Origin of the sequence: Corallococcus sp. AB038B (assembly GCF_003668955.1) — a bacterium.
In the GTDB taxonomy this organism is placed as follows: Bacteria; Myxococcota; Myxococcia; order Myxococcales; family Myxococcaceae; genus Corallococcus; species Corallococcus exiguus.
In genome coordinates this window covers 259615-282812 of record NZ_RAWO01000012.1, presented here as the reverse complement: position 1 = coordinate 282812, position 23198 = coordinate 259615, and the positions used below count along the sequence as shown (strand labels likewise).

Genomic DNA, 23198 nt, shown 5'->3' with positions numbered 1-23198 from the left:
CTTGACGGAGTTGTCTGACCAAGGAGGAGGAAGGCCGCGACCCGGGCGGGTCTGTCAGGAAACCAGGGGAGCAGGCATCCTTGGGCGCCATGTCCGAACCCGCCCTGTCCACCCTGCGCGCAGAGCTGTCCTCCACCTTCCATGATGCCCGGGTGCGCCACATGGTGGCCCTGGGGCGCAAGGCCCGGACGGACCCGGAGGCGCAGGCGCTGCTGGACGCGCTGGCTCGGGGGGACGCCTTCGAGCGGCGACTGGCCCTGGCGGCCCAGTTCACGCGCCGCGACGGCGAGGCGGTGCTGAAGGCCACGTCGGACGCGTCCTTCCGCGTGCGCGCGCTGGCGTTCGAGCTGGTGTCACTGGCCTGTGACGATGCCCAGGCGCTGGAGGCACTGCGCATGGCGCACGGGATGCGCCGCGAGCAGGCCGTCATCCACCAGCTGCGCAAGCGCAAGCGGCACGCCGTCATCGACGCGTTCCTGGACGGGCTGGCGGAGCGGGGCGAGCACGTCACCTTCGCGGACACGGTGCCGCTGGCGTCCGAGGCGGTCCTGCGCAAGCACCTGGCACGGGCCCTGGAGCGGCCCAGCTACCGGTTCTGGGCGCGGCTGGCTCGGCATGCGCCGTCCGTGCTGGGACAGGTGCTGCTGGAGCGGCTGAATGCAGTATCGGGCGAGCCCGACCCGGTCACCCGGCAGCACCTGGGATGGGGCATGGCGTGGCTGGCGGAGCGGACGCCCGACGTGGCGGAGACGCTGCTGGCGCTGCTGCTGGAGCGAGGCATCCCGCCGGACGAGCACGCCGTGCGGACGCTGGTGAAGCATCGCCCCGTGCGCATGGTGGCGCTCCTGCGCCGACGTTCTCCGGCGTTCCTCCCGCACCTGCTGTTCGCGAAGTCCCTGGCGTCGCTGGACGCCGAGTCCCTGACCTGGATTGTCCAGCGCGACCCGACGCTGCTGGGCCGCGCGGAGGACGTGCTGAAGGAGCTGCCGGAGCCGCTGCACGCGACGCTCACCGAGGCCTGGGCCGCGTCCGTGGAGCGGGCCCCCGCGTGGGGCACGCCGCTCATCGCGCGCATCGTGGACCCGGCCCTGCGCGAGGGCGTCTACGCGCGCTGGACCGTGGGCGCTCGCACGCGGGATGGCGTCATCGCGCCGGAGTACGTGCGGCACCTGCCGGTGGAACTGCGTGAGAGGGAGGCGCGTCGGCACCTGAACGAGGTGGTGGCGCTGGGCACGCGCGCCGAGGCGCGGTTCTCCTATGCGCGCTTCCTGCCCTGGGATGAAGCGCTGGGCGCGCTCCGGGGCACGCTGGGGCACCCGGACGCGGCGATGCGCGGAGTGGCGCTGAGCGCGCTGCTGGCGCTGCCCGGCCTGCGCCCGGACGAGCCCGCGTGGGTGGCCCCCGCGCTGGCGATGGTGCTGGCCCGGAAGAACGAACAGGATCCGGTGCGCGGGGTGATGCTCCAGGCGCTGGTCGAGTGGCCCCGCCGGATGTGGCGCGCCGAGCACACCGAGGCCCTGGGGCGGATGCTGCGCGACGCGCTGGACGCGGCGGACCTGTCCATGGGGACGGCGCAGTCGGCGGAGCGGCTGCTGGTGCGGGCCTTCAGCGCGGACCCGGCGTGGGCCGCGCAGTGGCTGGGCACCTTCCTCAAGGAGCGTGGCCGCATCCTGGACGGAGGCCTGGGTCACCGGTTGACGGACGACGAGGTGCGCCGGGCCGCGCCGTACCTGCTGGCGCTGGCGAAGAGCTGGGCGGAGCGCGAGCGCGGCGGTCCCCTGCTCCAACTGGCGGCGAGCCTGGGCAAGCGCGCGGCGCTGGTGCCTGGCCTGTCGGACTGGCTCGTCTCCGTGCGCGACACGGCGCCCGACAACCGGCTGGCGCTGGCGTTGAGCGCGTGGCTGTCTCGGGAGGACCGGCCGCGCTTCGAGTCGACCCTCGCGGCCACCTTGCGGCGCTGGCGGGACCGGGGCTGGGATGACGAGGTGGTGGCGCTGGCGGGGGCGGAGAAGCCCGGGCTTCCGCTGCACCGGGAGCTGGTGGAGGAACTGGAGCGGGTGGCGCTGCGGCTGGGCAAGCCGTCCGGGAACGCGCTGTGGGTGCTGCGCTACCGCGCGGTGAAGGACTTCGACCGGATGCTGCCCGCGCTGCTCAAGCGGGACGAGAGCGCCATCGCCATCCCCGTCGTGCGCGAGTTCCTGCACCGGCGGCGGCAGGACCTGCTGGGGCCGTACCTGAACGCGCCGGTCATCACCGGCCAGTTCGCCACGGGGGCGACGCACTGGCTGTTGCCGTTCGACTCGGGGTTCTTCCGGTGGACGGTGGAGCAGAACCGGGCGTATTCGCGCGCGCTCGAGAGGCTGTGCTCGGACATGGAGCGGGACACGCCCTCGCTGCTGGCGGCGGTGACGCGGATGGCGGCGCTGGACTGGGCGCCCATGGACGCGCTCCTGGCGCTGGCGAACGACAAGCGGCCCGCGGTGCAGGAGCGGGCCCTGAGGGTGATGGCCCGGTGCGACCAGGGCCAGGGCGTGCCCACGCTGTTGGGAGCCCTGGAGGATTCACGCGCGCGCATCGCCATCTACGGCCTGCGCCGTGCGTTCAACGGCATGCCCGTCACGCGGGTGCTGTCGCTGCTGGCGGAGGTGCCGCTGACCAAGGTCACGGTGGCCAAGGAGGTGGTGCGCCTGTTGGGCGAGCTGCGCTCGGACGCGGGCTACGAGCGGCTGCTGGAGCTGGACGCGAAGCCGCTGCACCGCGACGTGCGCATCGCGCTCCTGCGCGCGCTGTGGGACCACCTGGACCGCGAGCCCACGTGGGCGGTGTTCGAGCGCGCCGTCACCGGCGAGGACGCCATCATGGCGTCGCGCGTGGGGGACATCCCGGCGGACCGGCTGACGGAGGCGCTGGATGCGCGGCTGTCCGGGCTGCTCGCGAAGGTGCTGGCTCGGCCGGAGCCGGATGCGCGCATCGACCTGCTGCGGCGCGCGGCCTGGCTGTCCGTGAAGGACCGGGAGCGCGTGTTCCTCTCCGCCTGTGGCGCGCGGCTGGCCTCGCCCTATGATGACGAGGTGCGCGCGGCGATGGGCGCGCTGGTGTACCGGGCCGACGAGCGCGACGTGACGCTGTTCGAGCGGATGCTGGAGGCGGTGGTGCGGGACCGGCGCGCGCTGAGCGTGGCGATGGATGCCCTGCTCCAGCCGCGGGATCGGATGCGGCCTGTGCCGTTGCATGCCGTGCAGGGACTGGTGACGGGGCTGCTCACGAAGGACCCGTGTCTGGCGACACTGCGCGTGCGCTGCGCGGCGGTGGCCCTGGCGCCGCCGGCCTTCGCGAGCCACCTGGACACGATGGGACAGGAGGGCTGGCTCCACGCGGACGCGCTGATGGCGGCCCAGGTGGCGGTGTCGAACCTGCCGGTGGAGACGATGGACGACGTCGGCCGGCGCCTGGCTCGGAGCTCCAGCCCGGAGGCGCGGCGGCTGGCCCTGCACTGCCTGGTGCGCGACGCGGGGGATGGGCGCGGATGGACGGAGGAGCGGATGGAGAAGCTCACCGCGTTCCAGCGCGATGCCGCACCGCTCGTGGCCGGCGCCGCACAGTTCGTGTTCCCGCCCCGGGAGATGGTGAAGGCCCCGGAAGAGGCGTAGGCCCCCGGCGCGGTGTTCCAAACCCTGTCCGACAGTCGGACAGGGTTCCGCGGCCTGGCCAGGGCGTGAGCCCCTCGGGGCGCGGTGCTCCAGAACTTGTCCGACTGTCGGACAAGTTTCCGCAGCTTGGCCAGGGAATGAGCCCCTCTCATCTCGGTGCTCCAAAACCTGTCCGGCTGTCGGACAGGGTTCTGCGGACTCGCGGGTGCGGGGGCCCTCGGGCCGCGGTGTTCCAGAACTTGTCCGACTGTCGGACAGAGTTTCTCGGCCTCGCGGGTGCGGCGGCCCCTCGGGTCGCGGTGCTCCAGAACTTGTCCGACTGTCGGACAGGTTTGTGCGCTGCGCCGCCGGCAGGGCGACACGTCCGTCTTCCCAGGCTCCGGACGCTCAGTTCAGCGAGCGGACCGGGGCCATCCACGCGGCTCCTCGCTCCGCCTCGCTCGCGTATTGCTCCAGTTGCAGCGCCCGGTGGGCCACGGTGTGTTCGGCCAGGACTCTCGCCCGGGCTCGCATGCCCAGCTGGCGCCGGTCCGCTTCCGGCATCGCGAGCAGGTAGCGCAGCACGTCCTGCTCCGTGCGGGCGACCATCACCTCCTCGCCCAGCGAAAACACGTCCTCCAGGCCGGGCCACGGGTCACAGATGAGCGCCGCTCCACAGGCCGCGGCCTCGAACAGGTTCACCCCTGGCGTGTGCTCGGCCTGGGAGAGGACCAGCGTGAAGCGCTGCGCACCGATGAAGCCCGCGTGCTCCTGGAGGGACGGGGCCGCCTGCCTCGCCACGTTGGCGGGCCAGGCGTCATCCACCGCCGACAGCGTGCCCGCGAGGACGAAGCGCCCCTCGGCCCAACCGCGCGCGGTTCCCAGCAGCCATTGCTTCAAGAGCCCCCGCCGCTCTGGCGACGACGGCCCCGCGTACCCCAGGTCCCAGCGCGTCCGTCCGCTTCCGGGCGCGAAGTGCTCCGCGTCCACGCCCGGCAGGAACGCACGCGCGCGGGCCACGCCCCACTCGCGCTCCAGTTGACGGGGCACCGGGCCTCCACTGGAGCAGAGATAGAGCCGGTAGCCCGTGAACAGGTCCGGCGTCATGCAGGCGGGATCCTCTCGCAGGGCGTGCCGCGCCAGCGTCCGGGGCGTGTCCCGGTCCCAGAAGACGGTGAGCCCCCTCGCCGTGTTCGCGGTCCAGCGGCTCACGTCCGCGACCTGCGGCACGTCCGCGTCCACCAGCACCAGGTCCGCGCGGCGCACCCGTGAATGGAAGCGCGCGTGGAGGTCCGCCAGGTCCACGTACGGCGCGACGGCGGAGGCCTCCTCCCCGCTTGCACCGGACGCCGTGCGCTCCAGGAAGAGGACCGCGTGTCCGCGACGCCGGAGCGCCTGCGCGAGCTGTCTTGGGGCCGTGGCCGCCTGTGCCTCGGCGGTGGCCCGGCACACGGGTCCCAGGAAGACGATGTCCATCCACTCGGGCCTCCTCACGCCCCCAGCCCGGCGGACGGAGGACGCCCCGCGCGCGGCATGCCCCAGGGCTATCGCTCCGCGCCTGGGGCGGACAAGCCAGCAGGCCTCGTGCCGCGTGAACTCCTCAACGGCACGGCCGGCGTCCGGCCCGCGCGTGCCAGGAGGACGTCCTCGAGTGGACCGTGCCCTTGCCCCGAAAGCCGGAGCGCCTGGGTCTACTTCGTCGCGGGCGCGGCCTGGGTGGGCGGCGTGGTTCCCGCCGGGGCCGCCGCGGGCTTCGCGGCGCCACCCTTGCGCAGGGGACACGCGGCGATGGCGCCCGAGACGTCGATGGCGTCCTTGCCCTCGCTCACATTGAGCACCTTGCGGTCCTCACCCACGACGAACGTGTAGCGCTTGGACACCGTCAACACCGGCATCTTCACGTCGTACGCGCCCACCACCTTGCCGTCCGGATCCGGGATGAACAGGAAGGGCGCCTTCAGCTCCGTCTTGAAGCGCGTCAGCGTCTCCGCGTCGTCCGTGGAGAAGGCCAGAACCTGGCCCTGCGCCTGCTCGATGTCCTTGTAGCGGTCGCGGTACGCGGTCAGCTCCTTCGTGCAGCCGCCGGTGAATGCCTTGGGGAAGAAGGCCACGATGACGGGCCCCTTCTTCACCATCTCCGACAGCGTGTGGGTCGTCCCCGCGGTGTCCTTCACCGTGAAGTCCGGGGCGGTGTCACCCACCTGGGGAATCGCTGCGCTGAGCCATCCGACGACGAGCAGGGAGTTGAGCATGCCCGGGACTTAACGGGCCCCGGACACCACGACAAGTCCCCGAGCCCCCGGGCGCCCCCAGGCTCTACGACGAGGACATGCGGGCCCATACGGCGGCGGCGGCCTCGCGCGACTGCTCGGCCACCACGGTGGGGTTCACCGACAGCGGCCTGCGCGCCCACACGCGCCACACGCCGTCCACCATCACCGCCTCCACGTGGCGGCTGCCCAGCCCGTGCACCACGTGCCACGCCAGCGTCTCCGCGGTCAGCGGCGTGGGCGACAGGTAGTCCAGCACCAGCAGGTCCGCGAGCGCGCCCTCGCGCATGGGGCCGATGGCCGCCTCGAACACCTGCGACGCCAGCCGGTGGCCGTTGGCCAGGTAGCGCAGCACGTCGATGGGCTGCCCCGCCTCGCGCGAGCGCAGGTACGCCGCCTGCGCCTCCGCGAACAGGTCCGGCGACGTGCCGTCCGTCCCCAGCGACGCGCGCGCCCCGAACTTCAGCGCGGGTGCGTAGCCTACCTCCTGTCCCTGGTTGGAGCGCGGCGTGTGCAGGAACCACGTCCCCGTGGCCAGCACCTGTGCCAGGTCCGCCCACGCCAGGTGGCCCGCGTGCGCCGCCATGGCGCGGGGCGACAGCAGGTTGCTGGTGAGCAGCCGGGTCACCGGCGGGTTGCCGTGACGCTCGGTGGACAGCCGCTCGTCCAGCGGATCCTCCGCGAGCGGGAAGTGCAGCCCGGTGCCGGTGGTGTTGAGCGCCTCGCCCAGCCCCTGGAGCGCGTCGTCGCCGAGCGTGAAGCAGGGGCCCGCGCCCACCTGTCCGCGGAAGCGGCCCCGGGCCTTGCGCGCGAAGCTGACCGTCTCTTCCAACCCCTCTTCGCGGCCCACCGCGCCCATGCGGTCCGTCACCGCGTAGGACAGCACGCCGCGCACGCCCACCTCATGGAGGCCGCGCGCCGAACGCAGCAGCGAGCCCGTCACCGCCTTGGGCGAGGCGTGCAAATCAAACAGGGTGGTGGTGCCGCACTGGATGGACTCCAGGCCGCCCGCCGTGGCGGCCACCTGCACCGCGTCCAGGTCCAGCGCGTTCTCGAAGGGCCAGCGCACCTGCTCCAGCAGGGCCTGGTAGGACGTGGGCGTCGGCCGGACCAGGCCGCGCGCCAGCACGCTCGCCAGCCGGTGGTGGGCGTTGACGAGCCCCGGGAAGACGAGCTTGCCGGACAGCGCGACCACCTCGTCGTCGGGGCCGGGCACGAGGTCCTCGCCTCGCGCCACGATGCGCTCACCCTCGATGCGCAGGTCCACCCGCTCTACCGACGCAGGTTCCAGCTCGACGACGAAACCACCCTTGAGGACGGTGCCCAACATCCCTCCCTGCATCCGCGACGGTTCGCGAGGTTCGTGAAGGCGGCCCCCTCCCCTTAGGGGTCACGCTTGAGGCGGGGGACGTTAGCACTCCCGGCCGGTCCTCCGTCATCGGCTCCACACATCCCTGCACCCACACCCGTCGTCCCGGCCGGTCCAATACGGTGGGCATGTCCGGGCTGGCCGGGGCCAGGCAGGCAGGCGGCGCGTCATGACGTTGGGCGTCGGGGGCTCGGGCCCGTAGACTGCCGATACCTTGGTGTCGGAACCCGGCGTTTCATGGGCAGGCCGCTACCGCTTGAGCGCGCGCATCGCGACAGGCGGCATGGCGGAGGTGTATCTGGCGCGCGCCATCAGCCTGGAGGGGCAGCGCGGCCCGGCCGTGGCGGTGAAGCGGCTGATGCCGCACCTGGTCGCGGACCGGCGCATCGTGCAGATGTTCCTCAACGAGGCGCGCATCACCGCGCAGGTGCGCCACCCCAACGTGGTGTCCATCCTGGAGCTGGGCATGGAGGCCGGGGAGCCCTTCATCGCCATGGAGCTGTTGGAGGGGCGCTCGTTCGCGGAGGTGCGGCAGGAGGCCGCCGAGCGCGGCCAGCGTGTTCCGTTGGGCATCACCCTGCGCGTGCTGGTGGATGCGTGCCGGGGGCTGGACGCCGCGCACCGCGCCGTGGACGAGGCGGGCCGGCCGCTGCGCATCGTCCACCGCGACTTCACGCCGGACAACATCCACGTCGGGGCGAACGGCGCGGTGAAGGTCATCGACTTCGGCATCGCGAAGGCGGACGCGCTGGGGTCGGGGACGGAGCCCGGGACGCTGAAGGGGAAGTTCTTCTACATGTCGCCGGAGATGATCGCCGGCCGCAGCGTGGACCACCGCGCGGACCTGTTCGCCGCGGGGGTGATGCTCTACGAGCAGCTGTGCGGCCGGCGGCCCTTCACCGGCATGTCCACCGACGAGGTGCTCACGCGCATCTCGGAAGGAAGGCCGAAGCCGCCCACCGCGTTCGACCCGTCCGTGCCGCAGGCGCTGGAGACGGTGTGTCTCAAGGCGCTCGCGAAGGACCCGGAGGCGCGCTTCGACAGCCTGCAGACGTTCATCGCCGCCATCGAGATGCTGGGCGGGCCCGCGGAGGTCGCCGCGCCGGCGCAGGTGGCCGCGTACCTGGACACGTTGTTTCCGCCGGACCGGGACCCCAAGCGGCTGGCGCTGCGCAACGCGAGGCTCGCGGATCCATCCAATTCAGGCGCGGATGGAACCCCCGGCATGGACGTGCTCCCGCCGTTCGGCGTGCAGGGCATTCCGTCGTGGCCCGTGCCTCCGCCGGTCTCCGCTCCGACGGCTTCGCGTCCCCTGCCGCCCCTGGGCACCCACACCGTGTCGATTCGCGGTTCGACCCGGCCCGTGACGGTGGAGATCCCCGTCGCGACCTCGGGCAACCCGACGGAGGGGGCCGCGCACGGAGTGGCCTTACCGGCGTCCGGTAGCAAGGGGCGCGGCGAAGCTCCGGCTTCGCGTGGCGCTCCCCGGTCGCGCAAGGCCCTGGCCATCGTCGCGGGCGTGCTCGCGCTGGGCGGACTGGGCGCGGGGGCCACGTGGTACCTGCGGCGCCCGGACATGCCGCCCCCCGCGAGGATCGCCGCCGCCGAAGCCGCCACCACGGCGGAGGCGAAGGTGTCCGCGCTGGACGGGCTGGGCAAGGACGTGCGCGCCACGGCCGAGGAGCTGGCTCGCGCGGGCACGCTGCTGCTCAACGCGGGCGCCCACCCACAGGCGCTGGCGCTGGCGGAGGCCTATACCTCGCGCTTCCCGAAGGAGGCGGAGGCGCACCTGCTCGCCGCGCGCGCCGCCACCGAGCTGCGCATGGGCAAGCGCGCGGAACGCGCCATCGACGAGGCCACCGCCCTGGCCCCCAAGGACGTCCGCGCACCGCTGGCCCTGGCCGACCTGCGGGCCCTCCAGGGGGATGTGCCGGGTGCGCTGACCGCGCTCGCGAAGGCGTACGCGCAGGCGCCGGGCTCCGCGAAGGTCGCTCCCCGCTACGGCCAGCTCCTGTCGCAAGGAGGCCGGTTGGACGAGGCCTCCACCGTGCTGTCCGCCTGGACACGCCAGCACGACGATGCCGCGTCCCTGGCGGAGCTGGGCTTCGTGCGCTTCCGCCAGGAGAAGCTGGACGACGCCGTCACCCTGCTCAAGCGCGCGCAGCGCAAGGCCCCCACGCTCGCGGTGGCCCATTCCTACCTGGGGGCCGTCCTCTTCCGGCAGGGCGACCTGCGCGGCGCCGAGCGCGAATACCGGGAGGCCGAGCGTCTGGCCCCGGACGATCCCCGCGCCCTCACCGCGCGTTGCCAACTGCACGTCCACGAAGGCGACACCGCCCGGGTGGCCGAGGTGAAACGTACGCTGGCGGAAAAGTTCCCGGACCGGGCGCAGGCGCTCGCGGCGGAGTGCGGCACGGGGAACTAGCTTCCTCCCCATGCGCCTTCGCCTCCTCGCCCTCGCCGCGTCCAGCCTGCTGCTGACCGCCACGGCGTGCGGCTCCACGGACGACTCCAGCACCCCGCCCGACGAAGAAACGGACCTTCCGGGCACCTCGGCCGGGGACGTGCCCCCCGCGGACCGCACGGCCTGCACGGGCCTCATCGTGACGCCCGGCACGTACGACTGGACGGTCGAGCACGACGGCCATACCCGCGCCTTCCGCGTCCACGTCCCCACCGGCTACGACGCCACGAAGCTTACGCCCGTCGTCCTCAGCTTCCACGGCTTCGGATCCACCGAGCAGGAGCAGGAGGCGCTGACCGGGTTCTCCACCCTGGCCGACGCGGAGGGCTTCATCGCGGTGTACCCCCGCGGCCTCAACTTCCCGGAGATCTACAACCGGGGCGAAGCGGACACGCGCGGCTGGAACGGCGAGGCCTGCTGTGGCCCGGCGCAGATTGCCCAAGTGGATGACGTGGGCTTCGTGGACGCGTTGCTCGCGGACCTGGACACCCGCGTGTGCACCGACCCGCGCCGCGTCTTCGCCAACGGCTTCTCCAACGGTGCCTTCTTCTCCTACCGGCTGGCCTGCGAGCGCGCCCAGCGCATCGCCGCCATCGCTCCCGTCGCGGGCATGGTGGGACTGCCGGACTGCCGCCCGTCCCGCCCCGTGCCCGTGCTCCACTTCCACGGCACCGCTGACGAATCCATCTACTACGACGGAGGCGAGAACCTCACCGTCGTCGGCGGCAGGCCCTACCCGTCCGCCCAGGAGTCCGTGCGGCGCTTCGCGGAGTTCAACGGCTGCACCGGGCCCCAGCAGCAGACGTATCAGCAGGGCAACAGCACCTGCGTGGCGTATACGGGGTGCAAGCCGGAGAGCGCCACCGCGAGCCTGTGCACCGTCACCGGCGGCAAGCATGCATGGCCCGGCCAGCCCTTCTACAATGGCGGCACGCCGGACCTGGACGCGTCCCTGCAGATGTGGCGCTTCTTCCAGGCACGGCCCCGCCCCTGAAGGAGGCCAGGCCACGCCGCCCCGCGCACTCATCATCAACGCCGATGACCTGGGCTACGACCCGGGCATCACCCGGGGCATCCTCCAGGCACTGCGCGAGGGCGTCGTCTCCTCCGCCACCCTGCTGGTGAACGCACCGGACTCCGAGTCCGCCGCGAGGCAGGCCCAGGGGCTCGCCATCGGGTTGCACCTGAACCTGGACCGGGGCGCGCCCGTGGCCCAAGGCTTCCCACGCGAGTGGCGCACAGTGGACGGAGGCCTCGACGGCAGCCGCGTGGATGGGCTTTCCGCGGACGTGGTGGAGGCGGAGGCGCTCGCGCAACTGGAGCGGCTGGAACGGCTGCTGGGCCAGGCCGCCACGCACCTGGACGTGCACAAGCACCTGCACCGGCATCCTGAAGTCCTGGAGGGACTGTCACGCGTCGCGAGGCGCGCGGGCCTCCCGGTGCGCTCCATCGACGCGGACATGCGCGGCGCACTGCAGGCCCGGGGCGTGGCCACGAACGACCATTTCGTGGGCGAGTCCGGTGCGACGGCGTACTGGACTCCGGAGCGCTTCGCCCAGTCCCTGGCGGCGCTGCCCGCAGAAGGCGTCACGGAGTGGATGTGTCACCCGGGCCACCTGCCCGAGCTCGTCACCACCCGCTACGCCGCGCAGCGAGAAGTGGAGCGGGCCACCTTCGTGGATGCCCACTCGCGCACGGCCCTGGAACAAGCGGGAGTGCGCCCCACGGACTACCGCGTCCTGCACGAGGCCCCACTCACGCGGGCGTGACAAGCGGCAGCTCCGACTCCACCGGCGGCAGCGTCCTCCGAGCGGGCCGCTTCACGCGGGAGTGACGAGCGGAAGCTCCGACTCCACCGGCGTCAGCGTCCGGCGCTTCTCGCGCGTCAGCACGGTGCGCACGCCCGCGAGCAGCTCCTCCGGACGGTACGGCCGGCGACACAGCGCGGCGTTCTCCTGCGCCCACCACGGCCGCGCATCCCCCGCCAGCAGGATGGGCACCGGCCGCGCGCGAGGCAGCGTGGCGAAGGTCTCCAGGAAGCTGCCCACTGACGACTGCGTGGCGCTCGTGGACAGGACGATGAGGTCCACCGGCAGGTGCGTCGCCTTGCGCAGGGCCTCCGCGCCGCTCTGCGCGGTGAAGACCTCGAAGCCCTCCGCCCGCAGGGTGCGCTCCGCCGTGGCCTCCTGGCTCGAGTCCTCGTCCAGCACCAGCACGCGCCGGGGCAGTCTGCGCACCTCGTGCGCGGACATGCGCGGCAGGTCCAGCAGGAACGTGGAGCCTTCGCCCTCACGACTGCGGAGCGCCAGCGCGCCGCCGTGCATCTTCACGATGGAGTGGCTGATGAACAGGCCCAGGCCCAGCCCGCCGAAGTTGCGGTGCGACACGTTGCGCGCCCGGTAGAAGCGCTGGAACACCAGCGCCTGATCCGCGCCCGGAATCCCGATGCCGTGGTCCTGCACCTGGATGCGCGCGGACTCGCCCGTGCGCCCCACCCGCACCGCGATGGGCGCCCCCGCCGGGCTGTACTTGTGCGCGTTCTCCAGCAGGTTCACCAGCACCTGCTCCAGCCTGTCTCTATCGCCCAAAACCCAGACGCCGTCGTGCGGCACGTCCACCGTGAAGGGGCGCTCGAAGGCGTGCCGGAAGTGGTCCACCACCTCCGCCACCAGCTGCCCCACCTCCAGCGGAGACGAGTCCAGCGCCAGCCGGCCCAGCTCCAGGCGGCTTGCGTCCAGCAGGTCCTCCACCAGCCCCGCGAGCCGGTCCACCTGACGTTTGGACTTGAGCACGCTCGAGAGCGCCACCGGCTGCCCCGCGGCGATGCGGCGCTCCATGGAGTACAGGCCCAGCTTCAGCGGCGTGAGCGGCGTCTTCAGCTCGTGCGACGCGATGGACATGAACTCCTCGCGCACGCGCAGGGCGGACTGGGCTTCGCGCAAGAGCCGCGCGTTCTCCACCGCCACCGCCAGCTGGCTGGCCGCCGCGCTCCACATCTCCAGCTCGCGCACGGAGAAGGACGCGCCCTGTTCCTTGTAGATGAGCAGCAGCCCCACCGTGCGGCGCGGCGCGCACAACGGCACCGCCGCGAACACGGAGCCCACCGCGTCGCCGTAGCCACGCTGGATGCCCAGCTGCGGCTGACGCAGGGCCAGGGCCTGACGGTAGGGGTCCTCGGACGGGTCGAACGCGTCCTGGGGCGCGTCCAGGCCCTCCAGGTCCGACACCGCCATGCGCTTGAGCGTCGCGTCGTCCTCTTCGTAGAGGAACACCTCCGCGCGCCGCACCTGGGCGCACCGCACCAGCGACACCACGGCGGCCGAGCAGACTCGGTCGACCTCCAGCGACTCACCCACCGCACGGGCAATCTCCCGCACGGCCTGTGAAAACGCGCCCTCGTCGTCCACGCCGGACGGCTCCATCACCAACCACGCCCCGGGCGTGCCGTTCGTGTGGGTGGGCTTCACCTGCACACGCACCTGCCGGAGCGTGCGGGTGATGACATGGCCGGAGTGGGCCCGGTGCTCGCGGATGGCGCGCTCCAGGGCATCCAGGCTGCGGCCGGGCTCCAGGGCCTCCAGCAGGGTGCCGCCCGGAGAGAGCGTCACGCCCGTCTTGGCCGCGAAGCCCTCCTCGCACCATTGGACGCGCAGGTCGGACCCCACGCGCAGGAGCGCTTGGGGCAGGCACGAGAGGACATCCTCGACGTCATTGGGTGGCAGCATGAGGGGCGGGACGCGCTCGCTACAGGGGTCGCCGGAGGGAGATAGGAATCCCCGAGCATGATCGCCAACCACCCCGGGACGTTCTCCTGTCCTGGAGGGTCGCGGCACGTTGGAACCCGAACAGAGCCGTCACCTGGCAGCCAGGGAGGCGACGTTGTGCAGGGCGGTGACACGCGCCGAACGTGTGCTACACGACAGCGCATGTCCTCCAAGCCGTCCAAAGAAATCCAGACCTTCCCCAACCCCGCCGCCGATCGCGACTACGAGATCGCCTTCGACGTGCCGGAGTTCACCTGCCTGTGCCCCCTGACGGGCCAGCCGGACTTCGCGCGCTTCACCATCAAGTACGTGCCGGATCAGCTGTGCGTGGAGCTCAAGAGCCTGAAGCTCTACATGTGGTCCTACCGCAACGAGGGCGCCTTCCACGAGAAGGTGACCAACACCATCGCGGACGACATCATCAAGGCCATCCAGCCGCGCAAGCTCACGGTGGTGGGCGACTTCTTCGTGCGCGGCGGCATCGGGACCATCGTCACCGTCACGCACGACAAGAAGCAGCAGGCCTGAGCGGTGCCTCTCAGCGGGTGAGCTGCTCCAGGAGCGGCGCCCACTGGGACTGGGACAGGTAGAGGCCGGTGCCCGCCGCCGCGATGCCGGCGGTGAGCGCGGCCAGCACCCACTTGAACTTGCTCGGCGCGCGCTTGGGCTTCTTCGTGGCGAAGACGTCCAGCACGCCCAGCTCCTGCTGGGTGAGGTGGGCCAGGGCCTCCGTCTCCGTGAGCTTCTCGCGGTAGCGCAGGAAGGCCACGAGCAGCGCGGGGTGGGACACGCGCACCTCGTGGGCGAGGAACAGGTCCAGTTCGCGGCGCATGGCCGCGGCGTCCGGGAAGCGGGCCTCCGGCTTCACCGACAGCGCGCGCTTCACGATGCGCGCGAGCGGCGGCGGCACGTTCGGAGCCACCTTCTGGAGCGGCGTGAACTTGCCGTCGCGGATGCGGGCAAAGACTTCTCCGGCCGTCTTGCCCACGAAGGGGCGGGTGCCGGAGAGGGCCTCATAGAGGAGCACGCCCAGGGAGAAGATGTCGGTCCTCGCGTCGATGGGCGCGCCGGTGACCTGCTCCGGTGACATGTACGACGGCGTGCCCACGGCCATGCCCTGCTGGGTGAGGGATTCGAGGCTGACGTCCTTGGCGATGCCGAAGTCCATGAGCTTCACCTCACCGGACTTGGTGAGCATGACGTTCGCGGGCTTGAGGTCGCGGTGGATGATGCGGCGGAAGTGGGCGTGGTCGAGCGCGCTGGCGATGCGCGCGCCAATGACGGCGGCGACGTCCGGGGGCAGCGGGCCGTCCTTGATGAGGCCGTGGAGGGTGGGACCGTCCACGTACTCCATGACCATGAAGAGGCTGTCGTTCTTGTCCACCAGGTCATAGAGCGTGACGATGTTCTGGTGGCGGAAGGCGGCGAGCGCCAGCGCCTCGCGGCGGAAGCGCGACAGGGCCTCCTGGTCGCGCTGGCCTTCCGGGAGCAGCTCCTTGATGGCGACCTCTCGCTGAAGCAGCTCGTGCAGGCCGCGATACACCAGCGCCATACCGCCGCGGCCCAGCTCGCCGAGTACGCGGCAGGCGCCAATCTTGCGGTGACGGATCCTCTCACTCTTCTCTGCGGCGGCGACGGTCACGGGTCGCAGGGTATCGATTCACGTCTCATGCGTCGATGGGCCCTCCCTGGCGAGGTGGATTCGCACAGGTGTGGTGGAAAGGCGCGGTGTCGCTGTCTCACGCCAGGGGGCCTACCTGTGGCGCGGGGATTGGCAGGAGGGAGACATGGGACTGGGACGCCGGACGGATTGGCTGTGGGTGTTCGTGGCGGTGGGGCTGGGCGGCTGCGCGGGGCCACGTCCGCGCACGTATGCGCAGCAGGGCATGGACTCGGTGTCGAACACCTGCCGGACCCAGCCGGCGCTGTGCACCGGGCCGGAGTCGGTGATGCCCGTCCCACACGCGGCGCAGGTGGCCACGCTGATGGCGGGGGCGAAGCTGGCCCTGGACGCGGAGGCGAAACAGGCGGTGGAGTCCGTGCTGAAGAAATGCGCGGATGATGCACGGTCGGAGGTGATGCTCCGGTACCACGACGGGAAGGATCCTACGGTCGAGCAGTGCAACGAGCTGGTTCGCAATGCTCGGGGTGAGACCGTGTCCCGCGCCATCTGGCTGGGGGAACAGATGCACGCCGTGGCGCTGGCGTGTGCCGCAGAGGGCCTGGAGGCCGTGATTCCAGGGCGCTTCAGCCTTGAGCCGACCTACCGCTTCAATCCACGCGATAACACCCTCACCCCTCTGGGTGACGAGGAGGTCGAGCTGCTCAGGCAACCCCGCTTCCTGTACGAACTGAAGGGGACGCTCTCACCGGACGTTGTCATCCACACCGGTGACTCCATCCGGGTCAGCGCGGTCTACGATTTCAAGTTCTTCTGTTCGAACGCCGCCACGAGTAGAGCGCCCGGGTGGCGGCCCCTTTCAAAGAATCCTTCGCCCACTGAACCGACACAGAAAAACACCTATATGGACGCCTTCAATCTAGCCCCTGGCCAGGTGCTTCGCGTCATTCCCAGGTGGGGAGTCCTCGAATGACAAGCACCCCTCGCGTTCGGGTCTACATCAAGAGTGCCTTCGAGCCGGACTTCCTCGCCGTGAACGACGGCCTCCAGTTGTGTCTCTTCTTGCCGCACGCGCACAACGCCTTGAAGCCTCGGATACAGCGGGCGCTCGATCTGTATCAGGAGGCCATTGGGAAGGACGCCCTGGGCCAATATGGAGATCTCGACGGTCAATGGCAGACACTCGACACGGAGGGCTGGCGGCTCATCCATCACTGGCTTCACGATGGAGATGTCTGCCATCTTCACGTGCTGGGCGCTGTCACCTCCGACGTTTACTCGGAAAGCCATCGGTACGAGTTCCATTATGTAGGGTACGCGCTCGACCTTCCCCCCGAAGACCTCTACTGGCCGAACGCTGTCAGCGCACTGCGACTGACCTTTCCCACGGAGTTCCTGGAAGCCCAGGGGCCCGAGCGCTTCCGAGCACTGGCGATTGAGATTGCCGGTGTCCTGCCCTTCGGCTCGGGCCAGGCGGGCCTTTCATTCAACGGCGAGCCTCTGGCATCTGTCGTCCGCGATGAGGTGAAGGCACTGAGCTTCCGCCATCCAGCCATGGATGTGCCCAACCTGGATGACGTGGCCCGGGACCTGGGCACCCGCGTGCGCGCCCCGGCATGGATGAACTTCCTGGGTCCACCGGTCCTCCATGAACTGGGTGGAGTGGAAGGCCTGCGCTCCCGGCTGCACGCGCCGGACACCACTGTGCAAGCACTGGGTCCAGACCGGGCTGTCGTCACGCTGGGCCCCTGGCCAGAGGCCGGTGACACCGAACAGGGTCAGACATTGCCTGCCTACCGGGAACTCGCGCGCGTGCTCGAACCCTGGCTGTACCAGGAGGCCAGGTCAGAGGACTCCGACTTCTTCACCATGACGCGCCGCTGGCAGCGCCGATTCCTCGACTGAGCGCCCCGCCTCCCGTTCCCCTCCGCCCTGCATCGTCCCGTGAACGTTCCCATGCTTCTTCCATCCAAGTGCCTGGGAGGACGCCATGACGGAACAGGACGCATACATCCAGAAGATGGAGGCCGAGCAGCGAGAGGCGACCGCTCGCTTCCGTGAAATCGAAGCCCAGGCGGACCTGGCCGACAGTGAGGACTCGCTCGATGTCCTCACCGGAGCCCGCGCCTTCAACGACAACGTCAACCGCGAGATCCAGGCGCTCCGACGCGCGGACCAGCGCGACTGGGACCGCGTCAAGGCCGGCGCGGAGAAGGCCCACAGCCGCTTCCGTGAGCACCTGGACCACGCCAGCACCCGGTGGGCAGGGCTCCGCGAAGGCTACAGCCGCCAGCGCGAAGCCGAGCTGAAGGAGCTGGGCGCGCAGATGGACGGCTGGGTCGCCGCCCACAAGCGCAGCCGGGCCGAGGACTCGCTCCTCACCCGCGAGGAGCTCGACTTCATCACGCGCGGCCTGAAGAACTCCGGCGAGCTGCTCAAGAACCTGCGCAACGCGCGCGGGCATGTCTGGAAGACGGCCCGCGATCAGTACGAGGCCAACTGGCGCGAGCTCCAGGAGCGCTCCCGCCGCATCCGCGCCGACGGCGCCCTGGATGAATCCGGCGCCTCGCCCCCCTGAAACCCCATCTTCATCAACGCCACGCGGTTGTCACACGGCTACGCTAGGAACCGCCCCCACCTTGAGGGGCACGGCCCGGAAGGACCGTGCCCCTTCAGGCGTTTTCGCCCGCGAGCCCATGGCCCTTCCCGCCCGTCCCTCCCCGACTCCCGTCCTCGCCGCCATCGATGTGGGCACCAACGCCGTGCGCCTGGAGCTGGCCCGCCCGGACGCCGAGGGCTCGCTTGAAACCCTCCACCAGGAGCGAGACCCCATCCGCCCCGGCGAAGGCGTCTTCACCACCGGCGAGATGCCCCCGGAGACGGCCGACCGCCTCCTGTCCACCCTGCGCCGCTACGCCGCCCTCTGCCGCCGTCACAAGGCCCAGGTGCGCGCCGTCGCCACCAGCGCCCTGCGCGAGGCCCGCAACCAGCAGGACATCGTGCGCCGCGTGCACGAGGAGGCCGGCCTGGAGCTGGAGGTCGTCAGCGGCAAGGAGGAGGCCCGCCTCATCTGCCTGGGCGTGCTGCACAGGAAGCCCGCCAACACCCGCTCGCTCCTCGTGGACATCGGCGGAGGCAGCACGGAGGTGGCCATCGCCACCGGCGAGAAGCCCGACGAGCTCTGGAGCCTCTCCCTGGGCTCCGTGCGCCTCACGGAGGTGTTCGACACCGCGCGCGCCGTGACGCCCAAGCAGCTGCGGCTGATGCGCAGCTTCGTGGAGGAGACGCTCCACAAGACGCTCCCGGAGAAGCTCCCCGCCCTGCCCCGCGTGGCGCTGGGCTCGTCCGGCACCATTGGCGCCGTGGTCGGCTTCGCCGCCGCGGAGAACGGAGGCAATGCCACCGTGCGACAGCTCACCCAGACCGTGGAGGCCCTGGCGAAGATGCCGCCGGAGCGCCGCCGCAAGCGCTTCGACCCGCGCCGAGCGGACATCATCGTCTCTGGCGCCGTCATCCTGGAGGGCGTCGCGCGCCACCTGGGCGTGGAGTCCGTCAGCGTCGTCAACCGCGGCCTGCGCGACGGCCTGCTGGTGGACCTGCTCTACCGCCAGGACGAAACGCGCGAGGACCACAGCCTCGCGGACGCGGCCATCGTCATGGGCCAGCGCTTCCGCTTCGACGAGAAGCATGCCCGCCAGGTGGCCCGCCTGTCCCTGGCCCTCTTCGACGGACTGGCCTCGCTGCACCAGCTGCCCCTGTCCGTGCGCCCCCACCTGGAGGTCGCCGCGCTGCTGCACGACATTGGCACGGCGGTCAGCTACGAGCGCCACCACCGCCACACTTACTACCTCATCCACAACGCGGACATCCCGGGCCTGGCGGACCGCGAGCGTGAAATCATCGCGCGCGTCGCCCGCTACCACCGGCGCTCTCCGCCGGAGCTGTCCCACTCCGGCATGGCCGGGCTCACCCCGTCCGAAGCGCGCCGCGTGCGCAAGCTGGCCACGCTGCTGCGCCTGGCGAACGCGTTGGACCACAGCCACCACCAGCCCATCCGCGACTTCAAGGTGACGGACGGCCGCGAGGCGGTGACGCTGCACCTGCACGCCCGCCAGGCCCTCGACCTGGAGCTGTGGAACGTCGAGCGCGAGGTCGCCTCCTTCCGCAAGGTGTTCGGCAAGCGGCTCGCCATCCAGGTCCACTCGACCGGGCGATAGGGCCACTGCCTCTCCGCCCGCTCTCCAGTGGAGGGAGCGCGGCGCCGGTCCTGCCCGGCCCCACCGCCGTGCCCAGAGTCCAGACGAACGGGTCCCGTGTGCCTTCGCGAAGGCGCCGTGGGCCTTCACGTCTTTCGAGGCCCTGGCGGGGCAAGGAGCGGAACATGAAGGCAGTCGTTTTCCATGGCATCGGGGATATCCGGCTGGACGACGTCGCGGAGCCGAAGCTGAAGGAGCCCACGGACGCCATCATCCGGCTGACCGCCAGCGCCATCTGCGGCACGGACCTGCACATGATCCGCGGCACCATGGCGGGCATGAAGCCCGGCACCATCCTCGGCCACGAAGGCGTGGGCGTCATCGAGGAACTGGGCAAGGACGTGCGCAACTTCAACGTGGGCGACCGCGTGGTCATCTGCTCCACCATCGCGTGCGGAAACTGCTCGTACTGCCGCGCGGGCTATTACGCCCAATGCAACGACGCGAACCCCAACGGCCCCGCCGCGGGCACCGCCTTCTTCGGCGGTCCGGAGATGACGGGCCCCTTCGACGGCATGCAGGCGGAGAAGGCGCGCATCCCGCATGCGGCCATCACCATGGTGAAGGTGCCCGAAGGCGTCACCGACGACCAGGCCATCCTCGTCTCGGACATCTTCCCCACGGGCTACTTCGGGGCGGAGATGGCGGAAATCAAACCCGGTGACACCGTGGCGGTGTTCGGCTGCGGCCCGGTAGGCCTGTTCGCCATCGTGAGCGCGAGGCTGCTGGGCGCGGGCCGCGTCTTCGCCATCGACAGCCACGAGGACCGCCTGGCGCTCGCGAGGACCCAGGGCGCGGAGGTCATCAACTTCGAGCAGGAGGACCCGGTGGAGACGATCAAGCGCTTCACGGCGGGCATCGGCGTGGACCGCGCCATCGACGCGGTGGGTGTGGACGCGCAGCACGCGCACCACGGCCCGGCCGCCAAGAAGGCCAAGGCGGAGAAGCCCGAGTTCAAGCGCGAGGTGGAGCAGGTCGCGCCCAAGCAGAAGCCGGATGGGGACAACTGGGTGCCCGGCGACGCGCCGTCGCAGGCCGCGCAGTGGGCGGTGCAGTCACTGGCCAAGGCGGGCACGCTGTCCATCATCGGCGTGTACCCGCAGACGATGACCGCGTTCCCCATTGGCGAGGCGATGAACAAGAACCTCACCCTGCGCATGGGCAACTGCAACCACCGCAAGTACATCCCCAAGCTGCTGGAGCTGGTGCGCTCCGGCACGGTGGACCCCACGGCCATCCTGAGCCACGTGAAGTCCATGGCCTCCGCCATCGATGCGTACCGCAACTTCGACCTGCGCAAGCCGGGCTGGGTGAAGGTGGAATTGGAGCCGGGCGTCACGGTCCAGTGACGCGTCACGCGTCCAGAATGAGGCACGTGTCGCCGAACTCGTGCCCCAGGTAGCCCACCGCTTCCGCATGCGCTGAGGCTCGGAGCAGGAGCGGAAGCGGTGCGAAGGCCTGGAGCAGCGCATGGTGGCTGCTCCCCGGGTCATGCACGCCGGTGAGCAGCCCGTGCACCACCCGGGGCACGTAGCCGGGCCCGAGCAGCAGGTCCGTCACCTCCTCGCCCGGCACCAGCATCCCGTGTTGTGTCGCGCGCCCTTCCAGTGCGCGCACCACGGTGGTGCCCACCGCCACCACACGCCCACCCTGCCCTCGCGTCTCTTCCACCAAAGACACCGTGCGCTCGGGGATGTCCGAGCGTTCGGGCCGGGGCAGCGCCGCGTCCAGCGCCGCGTCGCCCGTGGAGGAGAGCCCCGCCGCGTGCGTGAGGGATGCCCAGCGCACACCGCGCGCCTTCATCCGCAGCAACACGGACGCGGTGAGGGGCAGGCCCGCGGAAGGCATCTCCGCGGCCCACGGCCGTGAGGCGTAGAGCGTCTGCACGTGCCACAGCGCGAGCGGCCCCGCCGTGTACGCGTACTGCACCGGACGGCCCGCTGAGTAGAGCGCCTGCCAGAGCGCCGCACCGGTCAGGTTGAAGGCCACGCGCAGGAGCCGAGGAGATGGGGGCAGCACCTCCACCACCCGCGCGGTGAGTCCGCCGACCTCCAGGCGCGCGCCCACGGGGAGCTCGGGCGGAGGGGGCCGGTCCTCGGTGCGCCGGCGCCAGTCCCCCGCGCCGAAGAGGACGGCCGTCCAGGTGTCGTCGGGTTCGTGGGAGAGGAGCCGCAGCTCGATGGCGGCGCCCGAGCCGGTGCGGCCCGTGAGGGAGCCGGGCAGCGTGGCCGCGTCGTTCATCACCAGCAGGTCGCCTTCGCGCAGGAGGTTTGGCAGCTCCGAGGCGACGGTGTCGGCGAAGCGTTCGCTGCGGGGCTGCACGTGCAGGAGCCTCGCGGCGTCGGGGTGTTCCCGGGGCCAGCGTGCGGCGTTCATGCGGCCTCCCATCTCGCGGCCTCGAAGCGCTGGCCGGACGCGGTGTCCCGGGCCTCCACGAGCGCGAGGATGCGCGCTGCCACGTCCTCTGGTTTCGCCAGCGTCGAGGGGTCGGCGACAGGGAGCGCGTCGCTGTGCATGCGCGTGTCCATGTCACCAGGGTCCACGGTGAGCAGGCGGACGCCGCTGCCCTCGAACTCCGAGGCCCAGATGCGGGTCAGGTGTTCCAGCGCGGCCTTCGACACGCTGTAGGCCCCCCAGCGGGGATAGGCGGACACGGCGGCGTCGGAGGTGATGTTGAGGATGAGTCCCCGGCCCCGGACGACCATGCTCCCCGCGACGGCCTTCGTCAGACGGAAGGGCCCCAGCAGGTTGACCTCCAGCACCTGCGAAACGTCCTCGCAAGCCGTGTCGAGCAGGAGCGGCAGGGGCGTGGGCCCCAGGGTGCTCGCGTTGTTGATCAAGACATCCAGCGGGCCCACCAGCGCGGTGGCGGCACCGACCAGCGGGTAGATGGCCTGCTTGTCCCCCACGTCGAAGGCGAGCCCGTGCACTGTCAGCCCTTGCGCCTTCAGGGGCTCCACCGCCGCCTCCAGCACCTTCGCGTCGCGCGCCACGCCCACCACCCGGGCGCCCCGCCGGGCGAAGGTCTCCATCAGGGCCCGGCCCAGTCCCCGGCTCGCGCCCGTCACCAGCACTGCTTGATTCCGCATGTCCATGGCGTGTCTCTCCTTGAGGCATGGATAGCGGATGGGTTCCGACGAGATGGCATGGACGCCAATGCGTTGGCAGAATGCCAGCGTATGAGCGAAGAGGACCTTCCAGGCAGGCTGGCGCGCAACCTGAGGACGCTGAGGGAGACGCGAGGGGCAACGCAGGTGCAGCTCGCGAAGCTGGCGGGCGTGCCCCGGGCCACCTGGGCGCATCTGGAGTCCGGAGCGGCGAACCCCACGCTGTCGGTGCTGCACCGGGTGGCGGGAGCGCTGCAGGTGTCATTGGAGGAGCTGCTCGCCCGGCCCAAGGCGAGCGCCCGGCACTACCGGCGAGACAGCCTGCCGATGAAGCAGCGAGGCGCGGCCTTCCTGCGCAAGCTCCTGCCGGATCCACTGCCGGGCATGGAGTTCGACCGGATGGAGCTGCCGCCCAAGGCGCGCATCACCGGGGTGCCTCACACGCCCGGCACGCGCGAGTACCTGGCCTGTGAGACTGGGACCCTCGCGCTGGTGGCCAGCGGCGAGCGCTTCGTGTTGGAGGCCGGAGACGTCGTCGTCTTCCGGGGAGACCAGAAGCACTCCTACGAGAACCCCGGCGCGCGCACGGCGGTGGGCTACTCCGTCGTGCTGCTTGCACCGTCGCTGTGAATCTTCAGCAATCTTCAACCAGGAAAACCAACAAAACAAGAACTAGCAGTGAAAATAGATTGACAATCTTCACCCCTCGCAGCCTGCT

At 71.0% G+C, this 23198-nt stretch carries 18 protein-coding genes; 11 read left to right on the top strand and 7 right to left on the bottom strand.

The window, feature by feature from the left end:
• Positions 1-89 precede the first annotated feature (89 nt).
• A complete protein-coding gene (locus tag D7Y04_RS34410; protein WP_121762041.1) occupies positions 90-3650 on the top strand; it encodes a hypothetical protein in 3561 nt (1186 codons plus the stop codon).
• A 387-nt stretch (positions 3651-4037) separates the two neighbouring features.
• On the opposite strand, the gene D7Y04_RS34405 is transcribed toward D7Y04_RS34410, so the two are convergent.
• The 3 genes from D7Y04_RS34405 to D7Y04_RS34395 form a co-directional block, all read right to left on the bottom strand.
• The gene (locus D7Y04_RS34405; protein WP_121762040.1) at positions 4038-5105 is read right to left on the bottom strand and encodes a glycosyltransferase; all 1068 of its coding nucleotides are present in this window, start codon (positions 5103-5105) and stop codon (positions 4038-4040) included.
• Positions 5106-5320: 215 nt separating this feature from the next.
• Complete coding sequence (locus tag D7Y04_RS34400; protein ID WP_120596066.1) at positions 5321-5881, bottom strand: redoxin domain-containing protein; 561 nt, start codon at positions 5879-5881, stop codon at positions 5321-5323.
• A 64-nt stretch (positions 5882-5945) separates the two neighbouring features.
• Entirely contained in the window at positions 5946-7226 is a 1281-nt protein-coding gene (locus tag D7Y04_RS34395) for an amidohydrolase family protein (RefSeq protein ID WP_121762074.1), read from the bottom strand.
• A 325-nt stretch (positions 7227-7551) separates the two neighbouring features.
• On the opposite strand from D7Y04_RS34395, the gene D7Y04_RS34390 reads away from it, so the two are divergent.
• Genes D7Y04_RS34390 through D7Y04_RS34380 form a run of 3 tightly spaced genes read left to right on the top strand, consistent with a single transcriptional unit; the run spans position 7552 to position 11501 of the window.
• Entirely contained in the window at positions 7552-9693 is a 2142-nt protein-coding gene (locus tag D7Y04_RS34390) for a serine/threonine-protein kinase (protein WP_233601716.1), read from the top strand.
• 10 nt (positions 9694-9703) lie between these two features.
• Entirely contained in the window at positions 9704-10726 is a 1023-nt protein-coding gene (locus D7Y04_RS34385; RefSeq protein WP_121762038.1) for a PHB depolymerase family esterase, read from the top strand.
• Positions 10656-11501 carry a carbohydrate deacetylase gene (locus D7Y04_RS34380; RefSeq protein WP_233601712.1) on the top strand — a complete coding sequence of 282 codons (846 nt, stop codon included), beginning with the start codon at positions 10656-10658 and terminating at the stop codon, positions 11499-11501. The genes D7Y04_RS34385 and D7Y04_RS34380 overlap by 71 nt, the downstream gene beginning before the upstream one ends.
• Positions 11502-11552: 51 nt before the next feature.
• Here D7Y04_RS34380 and D7Y04_RS34375 read toward each other — a convergent pair whose 3' ends face one another.
• Positions 11553-13457, bottom strand: coding sequence for an ATP-binding protein (locus D7Y04_RS34375; RefSeq protein ID WP_121762037.1), 1905 nt, complete (start codon positions 13455-13457; stop codon positions 11553-11555).
• Between the two features lie 201 nt (positions 13458-13658).
• Between D7Y04_RS34375 and queF the strand changes: the two genes are divergently transcribed.
• Positions 13659-14024, top strand: coding sequence for a preQ(1) synthase (gene queF, locus D7Y04_RS34370; protein WP_120577584.1), 366 nt, complete (start codon positions 13659-13661; stop codon positions 14022-14024).
• A gap of 10 nt (positions 14025-14034) precedes the next feature.
• Here queF and D7Y04_RS34365 read toward each other — a convergent pair whose 3' ends face one another.
• Positions 14035-15048 (bottom strand): serine/threonine-protein kinase, encoded by a 1014-nt coding sequence (locus D7Y04_RS34365; protein ID WP_233601715.1) that lies wholly within the window; start codon positions 15046-15048, stop codon positions 14035-14037.
• 235 nt (positions 15049-15283) lie between these two features.
• Between D7Y04_RS34365 and D7Y04_RS34360 the strand changes: the two genes are divergently transcribed.
• The 5 genes from D7Y04_RS34360 to D7Y04_RS34340 all read left to right on the top strand — a co-directional run bounded on the left by D7Y04_RS34360 (position 15284) and on the right by D7Y04_RS34340 (position 20722).
• Entirely contained in the window at positions 15284-16090 is an 807-nt protein-coding gene (locus D7Y04_RS34360; protein WP_120596061.1) for a hypothetical protein, read from the top strand.
• A gap of 59 nt (positions 16091-16149) precedes the next feature.
• The gene (locus tag D7Y04_RS34355) at positions 16150-17022 is read left to right on the top strand and encodes a DUF3396 domain-containing protein (RefSeq protein ID WP_233601711.1); all 873 of its coding nucleotides are present in this window, start codon (positions 16150-16152) and stop codon (positions 17020-17022) included.
• A gap of 85 nt (positions 17023-17107) precedes the next feature.
• The gene (locus D7Y04_RS34350) at positions 17108-17695 is read left to right on the top strand and encodes a hypothetical protein (RefSeq protein WP_121762035.1); all 588 of its coding nucleotides are present in this window, start codon (positions 17108-17110) and stop codon (positions 17693-17695) included.
• A gap of 118 nt (positions 17696-17813) precedes the next feature.
• On the top strand, positions 17814-19334 hold the full coding sequence (locus tag D7Y04_RS34345; RefSeq protein ID WP_121762034.1) for a Ppx/GppA phosphatase family protein: 1521 nt from the start codon (positions 17814-17816) through the stop codon (positions 19332-19334).
• A gap of 164 nt (positions 19335-19498) precedes the next feature.
• Positions 19499-20722, top strand: a complete 1224-nt coding sequence (locus D7Y04_RS34340; RefSeq protein ID WP_120597041.1) for a zinc-dependent alcohol dehydrogenase — start codon at positions 19499-19501, stop codon at positions 20720-20722.
• A gap of 4 nt (positions 20723-20726) precedes the next feature.
• Here D7Y04_RS34340 and D7Y04_RS34335 read toward each other — a convergent pair whose 3' ends face one another.
• Both D7Y04_RS34335 and D7Y04_RS34330 read right to left on the bottom strand, forming a co-directional pair.
• Positions 20727-21749: an S-adenosylmethionine:tRNA ribosyltransferase-isomerase gene (locus D7Y04_RS34335; RefSeq protein WP_199749780.1), complete on the bottom strand. Its 1023-nt coding sequence runs from the start codon at positions 21747-21749 to the stop codon at positions 20727-20729.
• Positions 21746-22462: an SDR family oxidoreductase gene (locus D7Y04_RS34330; protein WP_304988648.1), complete on the bottom strand. Its 717-nt coding sequence runs from the start codon at positions 22460-22462 to the stop codon at positions 21746-21748. Before D7Y04_RS34330 ends, D7Y04_RS34335 begins: the two co-directional genes overlap by 4 nt.
• A gap of 90 nt (positions 22463-22552) precedes the next feature.
• On the opposite strand from D7Y04_RS34330, the gene D7Y04_RS34325 reads away from it, so the two are divergent.
• The gene (locus tag D7Y04_RS34325; RefSeq protein ID WP_120581213.1) at positions 22553-23110 is read left to right on the top strand and encodes a helix-turn-helix domain-containing protein; all 558 of its coding nucleotides are present in this window, start codon (positions 22553-22555) and stop codon (positions 23108-23110) included.
• Positions 23111-23198 lie beyond the last annotated feature (88 nt).

Excerpts from the sequence above, each read along its gene's own strand:
- D7Y04_RS34385 (WP_121762038.1), top strand. The coding sequence starts at position 9,704 with ATGCGCCTTCGCCTCCTCGCCCTCGCCGCGTCCAGCCTGCTGCTGACC.
- D7Y04_RS34390 (WP_233601716.1), top strand. The coding sequence starts at position 7,552 with ATGGCGGAGGTGTATCTGGCGCGCGCCATCAGCCTGGAGGGGCAGCGC.
- D7Y04_RS34360 (WP_120596061.1), top strand. The coding sequence starts at position 15,284 with ATGGGACTGGGACGCCGGACGGATTGGCTGTGGGTGTTCGTGGCGGTG.
- D7Y04_RS34330 (WP_304988648.1), bottom strand. The coding sequence starts at position 22,462 with ATGCGGAATCAAGCAGTGCTGGTGACGGGCGCGAGCCGGGGACTGGGC.
- D7Y04_RS34410 (WP_121762041.1), top strand. The coding sequence starts at position 90 with ATGTCCGAACCCGCCCTGTCCACCCTGCGCGCAGAGCTGTCCTCCACC.
- D7Y04_RS34345 (WP_121762034.1), top strand. The coding sequence starts at position 17,814 with ATGGCCCTTCCCGCCCGTCCCTCCCCGACTCCCGTCCTCGCCGCCATC.
- D7Y04_RS34375 (WP_121762037.1), bottom strand. The coding sequence starts at position 13,457 with ATGCTGCCACCCAATGACGTCGAGGATGTCCTCTCGTGCCTGCCCCAA.
- D7Y04_RS34365 (WP_233601715.1), bottom strand. The coding sequence starts at position 15,048 with ATGGCGCTGGTGTATCGCGGCCTGCACGAGCTGCTTCAGCGAGAGGTC.
- D7Y04_RS34380 (WP_233601712.1), top strand. The coding sequence starts at position 10,656 with ATGGCGGCACGCCGGACCTGGACGCGTCCCTGCAGATGTGGCGCTTCT.
- D7Y04_RS34400 (WP_120596066.1), bottom strand. The coding sequence starts at position 5,881 with ATGCTCAACTCCCTGCTCGTCGTCGGATGGCTCAGCGCAGCGATTCCC.
- D7Y04_RS34340 (WP_120597041.1), top strand. The coding sequence starts at position 19,499 with ATGAAGGCAGTCGTTTTCCATGGCATCGGGGATATCCGGCTGGACGAC.
- D7Y04_RS34350 (WP_121762035.1), top strand. The coding sequence starts at position 17,108 with ATGACGGAACAGGACGCATACATCCAGAAGATGGAGGCCGAGCAGCGA.
- queF (WP_120577584.1), top strand. The coding sequence starts at position 13,659 with ATGTCCTCCAAGCCGTCCAAAGAAATCCAGACCTTCCCCAACCCCGCC.
- D7Y04_RS34335 (WP_199749780.1), bottom strand. The coding sequence starts at position 21,749 with ATGAACGCCGCACGCTGGCCCCGGGAACACCCCGACGCCGCGAGGCTC.
- D7Y04_RS34405 (WP_121762040.1), bottom strand. The coding sequence starts at position 5,105 with ATGGACATCGTCTTCCTGGGACCCGTGTGCCGGGCCACCGCCGAGGCA.
- D7Y04_RS34325 (WP_120581213.1), top strand. The coding sequence starts at position 22,553 with ATGAGCGAAGAGGACCTTCCAGGCAGGCTGGCGCGCAACCTGAGGACG.